Source organism: Flexivirga oryzae (assembly GCF_014190805.1).
Taxonomy (GTDB): Bacteria; Actinomycetota; Actinomycetes; order Actinomycetales; family Dermatophilaceae; genus Flexivirga; species Flexivirga oryzae.
Genome location: NZ_JACHVQ010000001.1, coordinates 443,672 through 461,597 on the forward strand (window position 1 = coordinate 443,672; position 17,926 = coordinate 461,597).

The window sequence follows — 17,926 nt, forward strand, 5'->3', positions numbered from 1 at the left end:
GGCGGGCTAGGAGCGTGCTCCCTGCTGCACGTTGACCAGCGGCATCACGTGGTCGGCGTACGACGCCAGGGTGTGCTCCTTGTCGTCGTGCTGCAGATAGACCGCGAACTGGTCGACACCCAACTCCCGCAGCTCCTCGATCCGCTTGACGTGCTCCTCGGGCGGCCCGATGACGCAGAACCGGTCGACGATCTCGTCGGGGACGAACTCGGTGTGCGTGTTGCCGGCGCGACCGTGCTGGTTGTAGTCGTAGCCCTGCCGGCCGGCGATGTAGTCGGTCAACGCCTTTGGCACGCCGGAGGATTCGCCGTACCGGCTGACGATGTCCGCCACGTGGTTGCCGACCATGCCGCCGAACCACCGGCACTGGTCACGGGCGTGCTCGGCGGACTCGGCGCTGCCGTCGGTGATGTATGCCGGGGCGGCGACGCAGATCGTGATGTCGTCCGGATCGCGGCCGGCGGCGGAGGCGGCCGAGCGCACCGCGCCGACCATCCACGCGGTGATCTGCGGGTCGGCCAGTTGCAGGATGTAGCCGTCCGCGACCTCGCCGGTCAGCTGCAGCGCCTTCGGTCCGTACGCAGCGACCCACACCTCGAGCCGGGACGCGGTCGCCCACGGCAACCGCAGGGTGGATCCGCCGTAGGAGACGGCCTCACCGCACGCCATACCCCGTATGACGCCCACCGCCTCCCGGAGCGCCGCGAGCGTGCTCGGGCGGCCTCCTTCGACCCGCACCGCGGAATCGCCGCGGCCGATGCCGCAGACCGTGCGGTTGCCGTACATCTCGTTGAGGGTGGCGAACAGCGACGCGGTGACGGTCCAGTCGCGGGTGGCGGGATTGGTGACCATCGGCCCCACCGTGACCCGACGGGTGCGGTCCAGGATCTGGCCGAAGATCGGGTAGGGCTCCTGCCACAGGATGTGACTGTCGAACGTCCAGACGTGGCTGAACCCGAACCGGTCGGCTTGCACTGCGAGGTCGACCACCCGTGCCGACGGGGGAGTGGTCTGCAGGACGACGCCGAAGTCCATCACACGAGGTACTGCGACAGGGAACGCTTGATGAACTTGCCGCGGCCCGGCGAACCGGTGAATTCCCCTGCGTCCAGGACGACTTCACCACGGGACAGCACCGTCTCCACCTTCCCGGTGAACTCCCAGCCCTCGTAGACCGAGTAGTCGACGTTCATGTGGTGGGTCTGCGCCGACACGGTCTGCTTCGCCGTCGGATCGTAGATCACGATGTCGGCGTCGGACCCGGGCGCGACGACACCCTTCTTCGGGTACATGCCGAACATCCGCGCCGGTGTCGCCGCCGAGATCTCCACCCAGCGGGCCAGGCTGATCTCGCCCTTGGTGACGCCCATGTGCAGCAGGTCCATCCGGTGCTCGACGCCGGGCAGACCGTTCGGGATCGCCCGGAAGTCGTCCTTGCCGAGCTGTTTGTCGGGGACGAAGCAGAACGGGCAGTGGTCGGTCGCGACGACCGACAGGTCGTTGGTGCGTAGCCCGCGCCACAGCTTCGCCTGCTCCTCGACGGGCCGCAGGGCGGGAGTGCAGACGTACTTGGCGCCCTCGAAATCCGCTCGGGCCAGGTCGGATTCGTCCAGGAACAGGTACTGCGGGCAGGTCTCGCCGAAGACGTTACGACCCGCGTCCCGGGCTTGGGTCACCACGTCGACGGCCGCGCCGCTCGACAGGTGCACGAAGTACAGCGGCGCTCCGGTGACGTCGGCCATCTGGGCGGCCCGGTTGACCGCCTCCGCCTCCAGGGCGATCGGCCGGGTGAGGCCGTGCCACTTGGGTGCGGTGTTGCCCGCCGCGATGGCCCGCTGGACGATCTGGTCGATGGCGGTGCCGTTCTCGGCGTGCATCATGATCGTCGCGCCGTTGTCGGCCGCGCGGTACATCGCCTGGATGATCTGGTCGTCGGTCGACAGGAACACGCCCGGGTAGGCCATGAAGAGCTTGAAGCTGGTGACGCCCTGGTCGACCAGGCCGTCCATCTCCTTCAGCGAGGTGTCGTTGACGTCGGCCAGGATCGCGTGGAAGCCGTAGTCGATGCACGCCTTCCCCTCGGCCTTGGCGTGCCAGGTGTCGACCGCTTCCTGCAGCGAGCCGCCCTTCTTCTGCACGGGGAAGTCGACGATCGTCGTCGTGCCACCCCACGCGGCCGCGCGGGTCCCGGTCTCGAAGTCGTCGACGCTGAACGTGCCGCCGAACGGCATGTCCATGTGCGTGTGCACGTCGATGCCACCGGGCAGGACGTACTTCCCGGCTGCGTCGATGGTCCGGTCGGCGGTGACGCCGAGCGCGGCGGCCGTGCCCGGTGTGAGCACCGCGGAGACGGTCTCGCCGTCGATCAGCACGTCTGCGGCCGCGGCACCCTGCGGTGAGACGACCTGGCCCCCGGTGATGAGTGTTGTCGTCATACTGTGACTCCTTTGTCCTCTTCGGCTGTGTCAGCCGAATCGTCATACGAGACAGGTGCTTTCACTAGCTTCATCAACACGGTGTGTATGACGGCACCGGCGACGAGGCCGATGATCCAACCGTAGTCCGCCAGCGGCTTGAGGAAAGGGATCATTCCGTCGACAGGGAACGGCCCGGTCTTGTTCCCTTTGGCGTCGACCCCGGAGTAGGACCCGCCACCGGCCAGGATCGCGGCGACCACGAACGACAGGACGGCGATCCAGTTCCAGCCGCCGCGGTACCAGTACAGGCCCCGGCCGCGGGTGTAGAGGTCACGCACCACCAGCTGCCGGCGCCGGACGAACCAGTAGTCAGCCAGCAGGATGCCTGCGACCGGACCGAGGATCGCGCCGACGAAGTTCAGCCAGGTGAAGATGTAGATGCTGGGGTTGGAGACAAGCTCCCACGGCATGATCAGCACAGACAGCACGCAGGTGATCAGTGCCCCGCGACGGAAGTTGATGTGCTTCGGGACCGCGTTGGCGAAGTCGTAGGACGGGCTGACCAGGTTGGCGGCGATGTTCACCGCGAGGGTCGCGATCATCACGGTTGCGAGCGCGAGCAGCGTGCCGACCCAGTTGTCGATGCGGGCGGCGAGCTGGATCGGGTCCCAGATGACCTCCCCGTAGACCTTCTCCGAGGCGGACGTGACGAACACCGACAGCAGCGCGAAGAGCGTCATCGTGGTCGGCAGGCCGTAGGTCTGGCCGAGTGCCTGCTGTTTCTGGGATCCGCCGAACCTGGTGAAGTCGGAGATGTTGAGCGACAGTGTGGCCCAGAAGCCGATCATCCCCATCAGGGCCGGGCCGAACGCCTTCCAGAACGCGTGCCCGTGCAGGGTGCCCGGCTGGGAGAGTATGTCGCCGACGCCGCCGGCCTTGATCCACATGTAGATCAGCAGCGCGATCGCCGCGGCCAGGACGACGGGTGCGGCCCAGTTCTCGAAGTGCTTGAGCGTGTCGATGCCGCGGACGATGATGGCGATCTCGATCAGCCAGAAGACGAAGAAGCTGAGCCACTGCGTCCACGCGAAGTCGCCGATGTGCCCCGCGTTCGCCCACCCGCTGCCGAACATCTTGCCGGCCAGCAGGAAGATCCCCTCGCCACCGATCCAGGTCTGCACGCCGAACCAGCAGGTTGCGGCGAGCGCACGGATCAGCGCCGGCAGGTTGGCGCCGAAGATCCCGAACGAGGAGCGCGCCAGCACCGGGAAGGGTATGCCGTACTTCGTCCCGCCGTGACCGTTCAGCAGGATGGGGACGAGCACGATGACGTTCGCCAACAGGATGATGAAAACCGCCTGTTGCCAGGACATTCCGGCCGCAACCAGTCCGGAGGCCAGCAACCACGACGGGATGTTGTGGCTCATCCCGACCCAGAGGGCCGTGTAGTTGTAGGTGTGCCAGTTGCGTTGTGCCACCGGCACGGGCACCAGGTCCGAGTTGGCGAGCGCCGGGTCGTCGAGAGCACCGCGGTCCACCAACTCGACCCGCCCGTCGGCATTCTCGACCTGACCCTCGCGGGCAGCTGAAGCGGACTGGGTTGTCATACACGGCTCCTCAGGGCGAACGGGAGAATGCCGGTCACAGTATCGGCGCACGAACCGCCCCGGTTCGTTCACTGTGTCACGCATCACAGCCGTTGCGTTGCGTGCTGTATCGATGCCGTTTCACGGTCACGCCGGCTGCGGATCGGGAAGAGTGGGCGTAGCGGTGCTCGGCACACCGCGCCGATGCCCAGCTGTCGAAGGAGAGGCTGCCCGATGCACGCGATGACGCTCGCGGAGGTGATCGAGCTCGCCGCGAGCCGTGAGGGCCAGCCGGAGGTGGTGTACGGGCACGACCACCTGTCGGACCCGGTGCGGTGGTGTCACGTGGGGGAGGTCCCGGACATCGGCACCATGCTCACCGGCGGTGAGGTGGTGCTCACGACCGGCGCGATGTTGCTGCGGGACGAGGATCAGATCGGGTATGTCGAGCGCATCGCGCGGGCGGGGGCGACCGCGGTATTCCTCGGGATCGGCCGCGCCTTCGACGACATACCGCGCGCCATGCTGCAGGCGTGCCGCGAGCACGACCTGCCGTTCGTGGTGATGTGGCGTCCGGTGGCATTCGTGACGATCAGCGAACAGGTCCAGACCACGATCCTGGCGCACATCACCAGCCGGTCAGCCGTCTCGGAGAACGTGCGGGACATGTTGCACCGCTTGACGATCGAGAGCGCACCGATGCAGGCACTGGTCGACGAGCTGGCCAGCCTGGCCGAGTGCCCGGTCGTCGTGGAGAACACTGCTCGGCAGGTGCAGTTCGCCGCGGGTGAGGAAGGTCTGCGGGAGGTGCTGCGGGACTGGTCCCGGTTGTCGCAGTACGTGTCACACTTCGCCGGAGAGGGTGACGTGCACACGACCCCGGACGGCATCTTCGCCGCACCGCTCGTCGAGCGCGGGCGGCCGTGGGGGTCACTGATCCTCTTCGCGCACGGTGAGCCCGCCGAGCGCTCGGAGGTGATCGCGCAGCGCGGGGCGGAGGCGCTCAACCTGCACAAGCTGGTGTCGCGCAGCGGCCAGGACTGGCAGCGCGAGGCCCAGGAGGTGTTGCTCGCGGACCTGCTGGGCGGGCACGGCGGCACCGACGTGCTCGAACTGCGGGCGCGGGCATCGGGTTTCCCGATCCGGCACTGCCGCCTCACGGCGCTGGTGGTGCGTCTCGGCAGGGCGGAACGCGACTGCGCCATGCTGCTGGAGCGGTCCCGCTCGGTCGCCGGTCGGCAGGGCATCGGTGTGCTGGTCGGACCGGTCGAGCAGGGCATGGTCCGGATGCTGGTGTCGAGTGGGCAGCAGGACGACCCGATCCGCACCGTCGACGACTTCGTCCGGCAGCTCGCGTCGGAGTCCGAGGGCCGGATCCTGCTGGCCGCCGCAGGGCCCGCGGTCGAGGGGCTGCGGGGACTCGCAGCGTCGTTCGGCCGGGCGCGCCAGACGTTGGATGCCGCGATCCGGCTGGGCCGGCAGGACTCCTCGGTGGTGCGGCTGGCGGACCTGCGGCTACCGGGGCTGGTCGAGGTGCTCGCGACCAACCACGACGTGCAGGACTTCGTCGACCGCGAGCTGGGCCCGCTGCTGGACAGCCCGGAGCTGATCGACCTGCTGGAGAGCTTCATCGCCAACGGCCTGAACAAGTCCTCGACCGCACAGGCGCATCACCTGTCCCGGCCCGCGGTCTACCGCAGGCTGGACCAGATCACCGAGCGGCTCGGCATCGACCTGGACGACGTGCGGGAGGTCGCCGGGCTGTATGTCGCGCTGCTCGCGTTGCGTGCCCGGGGCCAGTGACGGCGGCCTCGCGCCATACGAGCTCCTAACGCTCGGTGATCGCCGTGTAGGTGTCCGGCCGGCGGTCGCGGTAGAACGCCCAGGTGGAGCGCTGCTCGCGGATCGCGTCCAGGTCCAGGTCGCGGACGAGCAACTCCTCGACCTGGTCGGAGGCGACGTCGCCGACGAAGGCACCACGCGGGTCGGCGAAGTAGGAGGTGCCGTAGAAGTCGTCGTCGCCGAGCGGTTCGATGCCGACCCGGTTGAGCGCACCGACGTAGTACATGTTGGCGGCGGCCGCGGCGGTCTGCTCCAGCTTCCACAGGTGGTTGGACAGTCCGCGTGAGGTGGCCGAGGGGTTGAAGACGATCTCGGCGCCGGCCAGTCCGAGCCCGCGCCAGCCCTCCGGGAAATGCCGGTCGTAGCAGATGTAGACACCCACCTTGCCGACCGCGGTCTCGAAGACCGGCCAGCCGTCGTTCGCGCCGGGGCGGAAGTAGAACTTCTCCCAGAACCCGTGCAGCTGCGGGATGTGCGTCTTGCGGTACTTGCCGAGGTAGCGCCCGTCGGCGTCGATGACCGCCGCGGCGTTGAACAGCACGCCCGGCTGCACCTCCTCGTAGATCGGCAGGATCATCACTTGGCCGGTCTCCTTGGCGATCGAGCTGAAGCGCTGGACGATCGGGCCGTCCGGGATCGCCTCGGCGTACTCGTACCACGCCTTGTCCTGGACCTGGGCGAAGAACGGGCCCATGAACAACTCCTGGAAGCAGATGACCTGGTTGCCCTGTTGGGCCGCCTGGTGCGCCACCTCCTCGTGGGCATCGAGCATCTTGTCCTTGTCGCCGCGCCAGTGTGTCTGGAACAGAGCGGCTTTGACAGTGGTCATGGGCAGTCTCCTCGGTCGCCTCGTCGGTGATGCAGTGACGCTAATGCGGCCGGCTCATCCGGTGACCCGTCGCGATGTCACGAGAATCCGCGGTGGTGTTACACCGTGTCGAGACCGGCTGCCGAACTCGACCGGGACGTGCTGCCGGTCGGCTCGTCCGCGGCGAGATGGTCCAGCTTGCAGTGGGCGACCACGAGCAGGTTCCGCACACTTTGCACCGGGATCCCGAGGGCGCAGCCGATCGTCTCGGCCGGGTGCCCCGCGTCGTCGAGTCGTACCGCGACCGCCAGCATGTCGGGCAGCTGGTCGATCAGTCGGTTGTGGTCCATGCGGTGAGGCTGCCACGGGTGCTGTCGCCGGGTCTCAGTGGTCGACCACTGAGGTCCCACCGAGCAGCTCGGCGAGCTCACGGCGATGTGCCACACCGAGTTTGGCGAAGACCTGGTAGAGGTGGGACTCCACGGTGCGCACGGACAGCGTCAGCTGGTTCGCGATGTCGGCGTTGCTCAGTCCACGGGCGGCGAGCCCGGCGACCTCGCTCTCGCGACGACTCAGCTGCGGCAGCTCGGCCCCCGGTGCCACGGAGGGCAGGTGTGCCCCGTCGCAGCGGGCCAGCAGCAGTCCTTCGCGGGTCAGCTCCTGCCGGGCCAGGGTGTTGTGACCCTTGTCCCGATGCGCCGCCGCCGCATCGGACGCGGCACGCGCAGCCAGCGGCGTCAGGCCCTGCGCCGCGAACGTTCGGCTCACCGCGGAGAGTCGGTCCGGGTCACGGCTCAGCAGGCCCTCGACATGTTCGAGCAGCAGTGTCGGAAAAGGGGATTCGACCGCGGTGAGGGGCGCCAACTCGTCTCGTACGCGACGCAGCGGAGCGCCGAGACAGGCCGCCGAGTGCAGCACTTTCGCCCGGTCCACGGGCAACTCGCCGAGCGAGTCGGCGCCGTCCAGGAGGCTTCGGGAGGCCCCGGTGCTGTCGCCGGCGGCAGCCGTCAACTCGGCGTGCGCGAGCAGGTGGTCGGCCAGCATGCGGGAGGAGAGACGACCCCGCTGCAGGTGGTCGGCCCGGTCGAGGGCCAGCCGGGCCGCATCCAACTCGCCCAGCACGATGTGCGCACGCGCGAGCATCGTCGAGGCCCACGCACCCGCGTGGCCGCTGTCGCGTACGGCGAAACCGGCGACCGCGTCGAGGAGCGCGCGGCGGGCCGCGACGAACCTGCCCCGCGGCAGCTGCGTTCCGCCGACGACCAGAGCCACCAGTGCCCGCACGTGCGGGTCGGGCTCCTGGGCCATCGCGGCGCTGATCGGCTCCACGACCGTAATGGCGCGATCGGCCCACCCTTCGAGGGTGAGGCACATGCACTCCTGCAGGATCGACGTCGCGGCGGCGCGGCGGGCGTCCGGACCTCCGCTCGCCGCCAGCTCCCGCAACCTTCGGTGGGTGCCGCGGGACGTGGTGGTACGCCCCTGCCGGGCCAGGACCTCGCCGACGATCTCGGCCGCGTGCAGTGCGACCAACGGCGTCACGGAGGCGTCGTTGAGGATCGGATCCACCAACTCGAGCACGTCCGCGAGCCGTCCCTCGTCGAGCAACACCTCGGCGCGGTACGACGCGGCGAGATGCTGCGCGACGGCGCGGTGCTCCGCAGGGGCCGCGTCATGTGCCGCCACGAAGCGGTCGAGCATCGCCAAGGTCTCGTCCCTCCGGCGCAGGCCCATGTAGAGCGCCTGATGGCGGCGATCGACGTAACGCTGATGCAGCTCGATGTCGTGGTGGGCGAGGATCCGCTCCTCGGCGTCCGCCAGCGCGCCCTCCGCCTCGGCGAAACGGTTGCGACTGTTGCAGGCGTTCGCCAGCGCGACCGACGCGCGCGGCGGTCCACCGCGTTCGACGGCGGCTCGCGCGAGTTGCTCGCCCAGGGCCGTGTCGAAGGACGCGTTCGCGAGAACGGCCGCCTCGGTCAGCAGCCCCGGGTCGGGCTCCGCGCCCACTTCGAGGCGCCACCTGGCGATCCGGACGACGTCGAGCGGTGCGGTGGACGGCCGGTCCGCCAACGCGTCCACCAGCTGTCGCACGAGACGGCGCCGCTCGCCGCGCCGCAGACCGGCGAGGACGACGTCGCCGTACAAGGGGTGGTCCAACCGCCAGTCCCCGGCATCGTCGAGCCGTGCCAGCCCCGTTCCCTCGAGCCGAGCCAGCGGTTCGGTGCCGAGCAGGTCCTCGGCGACCTCGCTGCGCAGCGGTTCACCGAGCGCCAACAGCGCGAGCGATGCCCGGTCGTCGGCAGCCAGGTGGCCGATGCGCTCGCCGACCGCGTCGACCAGCCGCGGTGCCAGGACGACGGAACCGTCCCAGCGCCATACCCCGTCGGCGCAACTCAGCGAGCCCGCCGCGACCGCGGCCCGCACCAGCTCCCGCGCGAACAACGCGTTGCCCTGGCTCTGCCGAGCCAACGCCGCCCGGGTCGACGCGGACACCTCACCGCCGAGCCCGGCCTCGATGAGCCGACCGATCTCGGCGGACGAGAACGGTTGCAGATCAACCCGGATCGCGATCTCGTCCTTCCACAGCGTGGTGACCGGATCCGGTGTGACCTCACCCCGCCGCACCCCCAGCAGCAGGCGGGCCGCGCCGGAGAGAGCCAGGTGCAACAGCAGGGCGGCGCTGCCGGCGTCGAGCTGGTGCGCATCGTCCACGACCAGCAACGGCACGGCCGATCCCGCGGGGTGGATCGCCTCGACGACCGCGGAGTACCAGGCGGTGAGGCTGTCGTGAGCGGCGGCAGAGCCGCTCACGACGGGTGCCAGAGCGCCGTACGGCGTCGCACGGGTCGCCTTGGTGGCGATGGTGAGGAGCACCGGGATGTCTTGTCGCCGAGCGACATCCGCCACTTCGCGCAGCATGCGCGACTTGCCCACGCCGGGCTGCCCGAACACGACCGCAGCCGGTGCGCCCGATTCGCCGCCTGCGAGGACATGACCGCACAACAGGCCGAGCTCCTCGGTCCGTGCGAGGAACGGCCAGTCGGCGAGTTCAACCCCTGGAACTCCCATGACCTTCATTCTGTCGCGCGACACCGCCGTGCGAAGGCGATTACGCAGAGCCGGGCAGCGGTGCGGCACTGAATCGACGCGGAGAGCAACACGGAGCTGGCCACCTGCCGGTCATCCGGACCAGACGGTCACCCAGTGCTGGTCGTCGGGCACGAGAGAGGCCCGGAATGCGGCATCAAAGGTGGCCAGCGTCGTGTTGTTCGCCGCGGCGAGGTTCACGAGTTGGAGGTCGGTCACCTGGCGACGTCCCATCAGCACACGTGTGTCGACCAGCGGTTCGGCGAGCGAGACGTCGTCCGCAATGAAATGCCAACCGGGGACAGAACGCATGGCGCTCAGTTGCCCGAGCGCCTCGGTGCCGCTCACCTTCCGCCCGACGACCGGCTCGGTCAGCAGCAGCCGCAGCAGACCCGCCTCGGTGACCGGTGAGGTGCTCCACGTGTCGAGCTCGGCGAATCGCTCATGGGCGATCCGATGGTGGACATGCTGATCCCAGGTCAGGGCGAGCAGCACGTTGACGTCAAGAAGCACTGTCCGACTCGGACTCGTCGTCGCGATGAGCGGCGACCAGCTCATCGGTCACCGCGTGCCCGGTCACCCCGGCCAGCACCGGGAAACCCGAGGCGGTCGACTGTCGGGTGCGTGGTGCCGTGATGCCGGCGAGGGCCAGCTCCGACACGGCCTTGCCGAGCGAGGTGTTGTCGGCGCGTGCCTTCGCCCGGGCAGCACTGAGCACCGCCTCGTCGAGATCAAGGGTCGTGCGCATGAGCGCATCATAGCATCAATGCATCGTGATGCTCCGGACGGGCAATCGAGTTGGTAGCGGGGGGAGCGGGCCAATAGACTGTGGACAACAGCGTTCGAGCCGTCATCAGCGGCGAGCTTCCGGAAGAACAGCGCTTCGGTGCCCAGTAGAACCGGACGGGACGAGCCCGTCACAGCTCATGCACGAGCGGTTGTATGCCGAGAAGCGTCTCGTCATACAGCAAGCGAGGTGGTACCGCGGTGCGGCCCGGCAGAGACGGGCAGCGTCGTCCTCGACAGGACGAAACGACCGTAAGAGAGACGCACCGCGCATGACCTACCCGAAGGTCGACCTGACCGCCGCCGAACCACACGGAGTCGCACCCTCCGCGGACTTTCCCGCCATCGAGAAGGCGGTGCTGAAGTACTGGGACGCCGACGACACCTTCCGTGCGTCCGTCGAGCAGCGGGACCCGGGCACCAACGGCGACAACGAGTTCGTCTTCTACGACGGTCCGCCGTTCGCCAACGGCCTGCCGCACTACGGCCACCTGCTCACCGGCTACGTGAAGGACCTCATCCCGCGCTACGAGACGATGCGCGGTCACCGCGTCGAGCGCCGCTTCGGCTGGGACACCCACGGGCTGCCCGCCGAGCTCGAGGCGATGAAGCAGCTCGGGCTGAAGACCAAGGACGAGATCCTCGAGATGGGGGTCGACAAGTTCAACGCGGCGGCCCGCGCGTCGGTGCTGCGGTACACCGACGACTGGCGTGACTACGTCGAGCGGATGGGGCGCTGGGTCGACTTCGACAACGACTACAAGACGCTCAACCCCGACTTCATGGAGTCGGTGATCTGGGTCTTCAAACAGCTCTACGACAAGGGACTGATCTACGAGGGCTTCCGGGTGCTGCCCTACTGCTGGAACGACGAGACGCCGCTGTCCAACCACGAGCTGCGGATGGACGAGGACGTCTACCAGATGCGGCAGGACCCTGCCGTGACCGTCGGATTCCGTTGCACGAGCAGCAAACTCGACGTCCTGAAGGATGCCTACCTCCTCACCTGGACGACGACGCCGTGGACCCTCCCGTCCAACCTCGCGGTGATGGTCGGCCCGGACATCGACTACGTCGTGGTCGAGACCGACGTGCCGACCGGCACCCCCCAGCGCTACGTGCTGGCGCACGCGCGGCTGGCGGCATACGCCAAGGACCTGTTCGGTGACGCCAAGGCGGACCCCGAGCCGTATGTCGTCGCGCGGCTGACCGGCAGCGACCTGCTGGAGTCGGTGTACGCACCGCCGTTCACCTACTTCGCGGGCCACGACAAGGCGTTCCGCGTGGTGCCGGCCGACTTCGTGACGACCACGGACGGCACCGGCCTGGTGCACAGCGCCGGGGCGTTCGGTGAGGACGACATGATCGTCACCGAGCGCGAGGGGATCGCGCCGGTGATGCCGGTCGGGCCCGACGGTCGCTTCACCGCGCCCGTGGGCGAGTACGAAGGCATGCTCGTCTTCGACGCCAACCCGCACATCATCGACGACCTCAAAGCGGCGACCCGCGCGTTCTCCGCGGGTCTCGATATGGGCTCGGCTAGCGCCTCGCCCTACTCGACCAGCGCGGAGGGAACCTCGGCCGGCGCAGGCGGCTCTGTCACGCCTGGGACGGTGCTGCTGCGCCGCGAGACCTACGAGCACTCCTACCCGCACTGCTGGCGCTGCCGGAACCCGTTGATCTACAAGGGTGTCAGCTCCTGGTTCGTCAGCGTGACGAAGTTCAAGGACCGCATGCTCGCGCACAACCAGGAGATCAACTGGGTGCCCGGCAACGTCAAGGACGGTCAGTTCGGCAAGTGGCTGGCCAATGCCCGCGACTGGTCGATCACGCGCAACCGTTTCTGGGGCAGCCCGGTGCCGGTGTGGAAGTCGGACGACCCGGCACACCCGCGCATCGACGTCTACGGATCCTTCGAGGAACTGGAGCGCGACTTCGGTGTCGAGGTCGACGACCTGCACCGGCCGGGCATCGATACGTTGACCCGGCCCAACCCCGACGATCCGACGGGGAAGTCCACCATGCGCCGCGTCGAGGACGTGCTGGACGTGTGGTTCGACTCCGGTTCGATGCCGTACGGGCAGGTGCACTACCCGTTCGAGAACGCCGACTGGTTCGAGCACCACTATCCGGCGGACTTCATCGTCGAATACATCGGCCAGACCCGCGGCTGGTTCTACACGCTGCACATCCTGGCCACGGCGCTCTTCGACCGCCCAGCGTTCAAGAACGTCATCTGCCACGGCATCGTGCTCGGCAGCGACGGGCAGAAGATGTCCAAGTCGCTGGGCAACTACCCGGACGTGTCGGAGGTGTTCGACCGGGACGGCGCCGACGCCATGCGCTGGTTCCTGATGAGCAGCCCGATCCTGCGCGGCGGCAACCTCATCGTCACCGAGCAGGGCATCCGCGACGGTGTGCGGCAGGTGCTGCTGCCGTTGTGGAGCAGCTGGTACTTCTTCAGCCTTTACGCGAATGCCGCTGAGGCGACGATTCGTTCCTCATCGTCGGCTCAGCCTGAATCGGACAACGACCATGCAGAAGGGCATTGGCGCACCGACTCGCCCAATGTCATGGACCGCTACGTGCTGGCCAAGACCCGCGACCTGGTCGAGTCCGTGCGGATGGACCTGGACGAGTTCAACGTCGCCGGCGCGTGCGACGCGGTGCAGGGCTTCCTCGACGTGCTCACCAACTGGTACATCCGCCGGTCTCGCGAGCGCTTCTGGTCACAGGACGGTGTCGACGCCGACGCACAGGCAGCGTTCGACACGCTCTACACGGTGCTGGAGACGGTCTGCCGGGTGGCGGCGCCGTTGCTGCCCTTCGTCTCCGAGCAGGTATGGCGGGGGCTGACCGGTGGCCGCTCGGTCCACCTGACCGACTGGCCCGACGCGACCGACCTGCCTGCCGACGAGCGACTCGTCGACGCGATGGACCGTGCCCGGACGGTGTGCTCGACGACCCTGTCGGTGCGCAAGGCCCAGCAGTTGCGGGTGCGCCTGCCGCTGGCGAAGCTGACGGTCGTCGTGGACGACGCGGCGGCCCTCGGCGACTTCGCCGCGCTGATCTCCGACGAGGTCAACGTGCGCGACGTGGAGTTGGTGGATCTGGCGCACGCGAGCGAGGCCGACTTCGGCATACAACAGAAACTCACCGTCAACGCGCGGGCCGCCGGTCCGCGCCTCGGCAAGGACGTGCAGCGCGCCATCAAGGGCAGCAAGTCCGGGGACTGGTCGGTGGGCGCCGACGGCACCGTCACCAGCGGCGGATTGGCTTTGCAGGAGGGCGAATTCACCCTCGAGTCGGTGGTGACCGGCCAGTCGCAGGAGCACCAGGTCCCGGCAATGTTGCCCGGTGGCGGGTTCATCGTGCTGGACACCGAGGTCACCGACGAACTGCGCGCCGAAGGCCTCGCCCGCGACATCATCCGCGCCGTGCAGCAGGCCCGTCGTGCGGCCGGCCTGGACGTCAGCGACCGGATCCGGCTCGGCGTCGCCGGCGACGACGAGGCATGGCAGGCCACCGTTGCCCACCAGGAGCTGATCATGCGTGAGACGCTTGCCGTGCAGTTCGGCTCGGCGGGTGCCGGGCACGAGCTGCCGGGTGCCACCGACGCCGACCTGGGCGGTGGCAAGCACGTGTCGATCTCGGTCGAGCGGGTGGAGCCGTCAGTTGAGGGGACCCCGAAGTGAAGATAGCCAGCGGAGTGCTGCTGCGTGCGGCGACCGGCGACGACCTGCAGGGGGTGATCGCCGTCGGGCAGCAGACCTGGCCGGTCACCTACGGGCCGATCGCCGGTGACGATTACGTCGCGATGGGCCTGGCGAAGTGGTGGACCGCGGACGCGACCATCCCTGCCATCCGCGCCGGACGGGTCACGGTCGCCGAGTACGACGGTGAGATCGTCGGTATGACGTCCGTCGGCCCGCTCGACGGACACCTGGCGCTCTGGAAGCTCTACGTGCTGCCGGAGTTCCAGAGCTCCGGGGTGGGCGGCATGCTGATGCGCGCTGCGATCGCCAGGGCCAGGGCCGACGGGTATGACGAGATCGTGCTGTCCTACCTGGAAGGAAACGACAACGCCCGTGGCTTCTACGAGCACTACGGGTTCACCGAGACCGGTCGCGAGAGCACCGGCGGCGGCGTGCCCGACTCGGTGTGGATCCACCTGCCTCTCAGCGAAGGCCACGGTGACGCAGTGTTGGATGAGTCGCATGGCTAGTCGGGGTCCCCGCGAAGTATCGGAGGAGCGAAGCGGGGGAGAACTTCGTGGGGTGACTAGTGGTCGACCCGACGCCGAGCAGCGGGAGGCGGCGCGCAACCTGGAGCTTCGCAAGCGGCTGCGCGAGGTCGAGGACGCGATCCTGGCGCGCACCCCGGAGTCCAGCCCTGAGCCGTCGCTGGAGCGGGTGCGCCGCATCATGGAGTTGCTCGGCGATCCCCAGCGCACCTTCCCCCTGGTGCACCTGACCGGGACCAACGGGAAGACCACGACCACTCGCGCGATCGAGCGCATCCTGCGCGAGACCGGCCTGTCCACCGGGCGTTTCACCTCACCGCACCTGCACAACGTGCGGGAGCGGATCGCGTTGAACGGCAAGGCGATCGACCCCGAGCGCTTCATCGCCACCTACGACGACGTGTTGCCCTACGTCGAGCTGATCGACAACGAGGCGCGCGAGGCGGGGGAGCCGACCACCACCTACTTCGAGTTTCTCGTCGTGATGGCCTACGCGGCGTTCGCGGACGCACCGGTCGACGTCGCGATCGTCGAGGTCGGCCTCGGCGGCCGATGGGACGCCACCAACGTGGCCGACGGCGACGTCGCGGTCATCACCCCGATCTCGTTGGACCACACGCGGTTGCTCGGCTCGACCGTCGAGGAGATCACGCTGGAGAAGCGCGACATCATCAAAGCCGGCGCGATCACCGTCGTCGGCGAGCAGGACCCCGGCGTCGACCAGCTGATCGCCGAGCGCATCGCCGAGGTCGGGGGCGCGGTGAAACGCGAGACCATCGACTTCGAGGTGCTGGAACGCGACCAGGCGGTCGGCGGGCAGCAGCTCACCGTGCAGGGCCTCGCGGCGGTCTACCCCGATATCTACCTCCCGCTCTTCGGCGAACACCAGGCGCACAACGTCGCGACCGCGATCGCTGCCGCGGAGGCGTTCCTCGGCGGCGGCGAGCGGGCGCTCGACATCGACCTGCTCCGCTCGGCGCTGGCCGAGCTGGATTCACCGGGCCGGTTGGAGATCGTGCGGCGCTCACCCACGGTGCTGGTCGACGCGGCCCACAACGCCGCCGGCATCCGTGCCCTGCGTGACGCGATGAACGACTCCTTCACCTTCAGCCGCCTGGTCGGCGTGCTGGCGATCTTCGCCGACAAGGACGCCGAGGACATGCTCTCGACCCTGGAGCCGGTGCTGGATCACGTGGTGGTCACCCGCAATTCGAACAAGCGCAGTATGGCCCCACAGGATCTCGGTGAGCTCGCGATCGAGATCTTCGGTGAGGACCGGGTCGACGTCGTGCCCGATCTGGCCGACGCCATCGATCGCGCCGCCGAGCTCGCCGACGAAGGCGGGGTCTCCGGCGGGGTGCTCGCCACCGGCTCGATCAGCACCGCAGCCGATGTGCGTGCCCTGCTCGGGGTGACCGACAGCTGATGCTGGGAAATCTCCTCGTCCACGGGGTGGGCGAGCGTATGACGCGCCGCTTCGCCGGCATCGTCGTCGGCTCCCAGACCCTCGTGGTGTTCCTCGGCGCGCTGGTGGCGTGGGCCATCGCGAAGTCGCAGCACAACGCCGCCCACACGTCATACCTCGTCGTGGGCCTGGTGCTCGCGGTGCTGTGCATCGTGGCCTCGGGCACTTTGCGCCGTCCGTGGGGTGTCACGTTGGGTTGGGTCGTCGAGATCGCTACGGTGCTCGCAGGTTTCGTGTTGCCGATGATGTTCGTCGTCGGTGTGATGTTCCTGGCGTTGTGGGTCACCGCCCTCGTCCAGGGCCGCAAGATGGATGCTCTGACCGCGAGGCACCAGGAACAGGACGGGTAGATGACCTGGCTCGAAGCGATCGTTCTGGGGATCGTGCAAGGACTCACCGAGTTCCTGCCGATCTCCTCCTCCGCACACCAGTTGATCGTCGGGCGGCTCTTCTGGGACAACGACGGTGGTGGCTCGGCGTTCACCGCCGTCAACCAGCTGGGCACCGAGTCCGCGGTGATCGTCTACTTCTGGCGTGACATCGTGCGCATCATCAAACAGTGGGCGCTCTCGGTCGCCGGCAAGGTGCCGCGCACCGATCCCGACGCCCGGATGGGCTGGCTGGTCATCGTCGGCACCATCCCGATCGGCATCCTCGGCCTGGTGTTCAAGAGCTTCATCGAGGGGCCGCTGCGCAACCTGTGGGTGACCGCCAGCATGCTGCTGATCTTCGCGATCGTCATCGCGGTCGCCGACGCCACGGTCGACGACCGGGGACATGCCGCCGACCACACCGAGGAGCACGGCAAGACCCTCGACGACCTCAACGTCAAGGACGGCATCCGGTTCGGCCTCTGGCAGGCGCTCGCGTTGATCCCCGGCGTCTCCCGTTCGGGTGGCACGATCTCCGGTGGTCTGTTCATGGGGTACACGCGCAGTGCGGCAGCACGCTACTCGTTCCTGCTCGCCATACCCGCCGTCGTGCTGTCCGGGCTGTTCGAGCTGAAGGATCTGCACGGCAGCGACGGCGACGGGTGGGGCCAGATCGCCATCGCCACCGTGCTCGCGTTCGTCGTCGGGTATGCCGTGATCGCGTGGTTCATGCGCTACATCTCGCACCACAACTTCCGGCCGTTCGTCTACTACCGGATCGGCCTGGCGGTGTTCCTCTTCGGCGTGCTCATCCTCGGCAAGGTCGCGGCCTGACCTCGGCCCCAGCGCGCCCGTCATACGGCCCGTCCGATTGAATGTGACACATGGAACGCACCCTGGTCATCGTCAAGCCCGATGGATTCGCCCGCGGCCTCACCGGTGAGGTCCTGCGCCGCATCGAGGCCAAGGGCTACACGCTCGACACGCTGCAGATCATGACGGCCGACCGCGAGCGGTTGGCGCAGCACTACGCCGAGCACGAGGGCAAGCCGTTCTACCAGCCGCTGGTCGACTTCATGGCGAGCGGCCCGGCGACCTTCGCGATCGTCACCGGCGAACGCGTCATCGAGGGATTCCGTGCGCTCGCCGGCGCCACCGACCCGACCGCCGCCGCGCCCGGCAGTATCCGCGGCGACCTCGGCCGTGACTGGGGTCTGCCCGTGCAGCAGAACATCGTGCACGGTTCGGACTCCCCGGAGTCCGCCGAGCGCGAGATCGGGATCTGGTTCGCCGGACACTGAGCTCGTTCCTCGCTGCAGTG

The 17,926-nt window shown here is 68.4% G+C and carries 15 protein-coding genes; 7 read left to right on the forward strand and 8 right to left on the reverse strand.

What is annotated here, in order from left to right:
* Positions 1-6: 6 nt before the first annotated feature.
* From FHU39_RS02100 to FHU39_RS02110, 3 genes are read right to left on the reverse strand one after another with little or no spacing between them, the layout of a single operon-like run.
* Positions 7-1,035: a TIGR03842 family LLM class F420-dependent oxidoreductase gene (locus tag FHU39_RS02100; protein WP_183320836.1), complete on the reverse strand. Its 1,029-nt coding sequence runs from the start codon at positions 1,033-1,035 to the stop codon at positions 7-9.
* Positions 1,035-2,435, reverse strand: a complete 1,401-nt coding sequence (gene hydA, locus FHU39_RS02105) for a dihydropyrimidinase (RefSeq protein WP_183318520.1) — start codon at positions 2,433-2,435, stop codon at positions 1,035-1,037. The genes FHU39_RS02100 and hydA overlap by 1 nt, the downstream gene beginning before the upstream one ends.
* On the reverse strand, positions 2,432-4,024 hold the full coding sequence (locus FHU39_RS02110) for an NCS1 family nucleobase:cation symporter-1 (protein WP_183318522.1): 1,593 nt from the start codon (positions 4,022-4,024) through the stop codon (positions 2,432-2,434). The genes hydA and FHU39_RS02110 overlap by 4 nt, the downstream gene beginning before the upstream one ends.
* 213 nt (positions 4,025-4,237) lie before the next feature.
* Between FHU39_RS02110 and FHU39_RS02115 the strand changes: the two genes are divergently transcribed.
* On the forward strand, positions 4,238-5,806 hold the full coding sequence (locus FHU39_RS02115; RefSeq protein WP_183318524.1) for a PucR family transcriptional regulator: 1,569 nt from the start codon (positions 4,238-4,240) through the stop codon (positions 5,804-5,806).
* Between the two features lie 25 nt (positions 5,807-5,831).
* On the opposite strand, the gene FHU39_RS02120 is transcribed toward FHU39_RS02115, so the two are convergent.
* The 5 genes from FHU39_RS02120 to FHU39_RS02140 form a co-directional block, all read right to left on the reverse strand.
* Complete coding sequence (locus tag FHU39_RS02120) at positions 5,832-6,674, reverse strand: nitrilase-related carbon-nitrogen hydrolase (RefSeq protein ID WP_183318526.1); 843 nt, start codon at positions 6,672-6,674, stop codon at positions 5,832-5,834.
* Between the two features lie 98 nt (positions 6,675-6,772).
* Positions 6,773-7,003, reverse strand: coding sequence for a hypothetical protein (locus FHU39_RS02125; protein WP_183318528.1), 231 nt, complete (start codon positions 7,001-7,003; stop codon positions 6,773-6,775).
* Positions 7,004-7,037: 34 nt separating this feature from the next.
* Positions 7,038-9,722: a helix-turn-helix transcriptional regulator gene (locus FHU39_RS02130; protein WP_183318529.1), complete on the reverse strand. Its 2,685-nt coding sequence runs from the start codon at positions 9,720-9,722 to the stop codon at positions 7,038-7,040.
* 111 nt (positions 9,723-9,833) lie between these two features.
* Positions 9,834-10,253 (reverse strand): TA system VapC family ribonuclease toxin, encoded by a 420-nt coding sequence (locus FHU39_RS02135; RefSeq protein WP_183318531.1) that lies wholly within the window; start codon positions 10,251-10,253, stop codon positions 9,834-9,836.
* Positions 10,243-10,488: a hypothetical protein gene (locus FHU39_RS02140; RefSeq protein WP_183318533.1), complete on the reverse strand. Its 246-nt coding sequence runs from the start codon at positions 10,486-10,488 to the stop codon at positions 10,243-10,245. Before FHU39_RS02140 ends, FHU39_RS02135 begins: the two co-directional genes overlap by 11 nt.
* 310 nt (positions 10,489-10,798) lie before the next feature.
* Here FHU39_RS02140 and ileS point away from each other — a divergent pair, with 310 nt between their 5' ends.
* The 6 genes from ileS to ndk are packed head-to-tail and all read left to right on the forward strand — an operon-like array spanning position 10,799 to position 17,906.
* A complete protein-coding gene (ileS, locus tag FHU39_RS02145) occupies positions 10,799-14,221 on the forward strand; it encodes an isoleucine--tRNA ligase (protein WP_183318535.1) in 3,423 nt (1,140 codons plus the stop codon).
* Complete coding sequence (locus tag FHU39_RS02150) at positions 14,218-14,751, forward strand: GNAT family N-acetyltransferase (protein ID WP_183318537.1); 534 nt, start codon at positions 14,218-14,220, stop codon at positions 14,749-14,751. The genes ileS and FHU39_RS02150 overlap by 4 nt, the downstream gene beginning before the upstream one ends.
* Entirely contained in the window at positions 14,744-16,195 is a 1,452-nt protein-coding gene (locus tag FHU39_RS02155) for a bifunctional folylpolyglutamate synthase/dihydrofolate synthase (RefSeq protein WP_183318539.1), read from the forward strand. Before FHU39_RS02150 ends, FHU39_RS02155 begins: the two co-directional genes overlap by 8 nt.
* On the forward strand, positions 16,195-16,584 hold the full coding sequence (locus tag FHU39_RS02160) for a DUF4233 domain-containing protein (protein WP_246336142.1): 390 nt from the start codon (positions 16,195-16,197) through the stop codon (positions 16,582-16,584). The genes FHU39_RS02155 and FHU39_RS02160 overlap by 1 nt, the downstream gene beginning before the upstream one ends.
* Entirely contained in the window at positions 16,585-17,439 is an 855-nt protein-coding gene (locus FHU39_RS02165; protein ID WP_183318541.1) for an undecaprenyl-diphosphate phosphatase, read from the forward strand.
* A 50-nt stretch (positions 17,440-17,489) separates the two neighbouring features.
* Complete coding sequence (ndk, locus tag FHU39_RS02170) at positions 17,490-17,906, forward strand: nucleoside-diphosphate kinase (RefSeq protein ID WP_183318543.1); 417 nt, start codon at positions 17,490-17,492, stop codon at positions 17,904-17,906.
* Positions 17,907-17,926 lie beyond the last annotated feature (20 nt).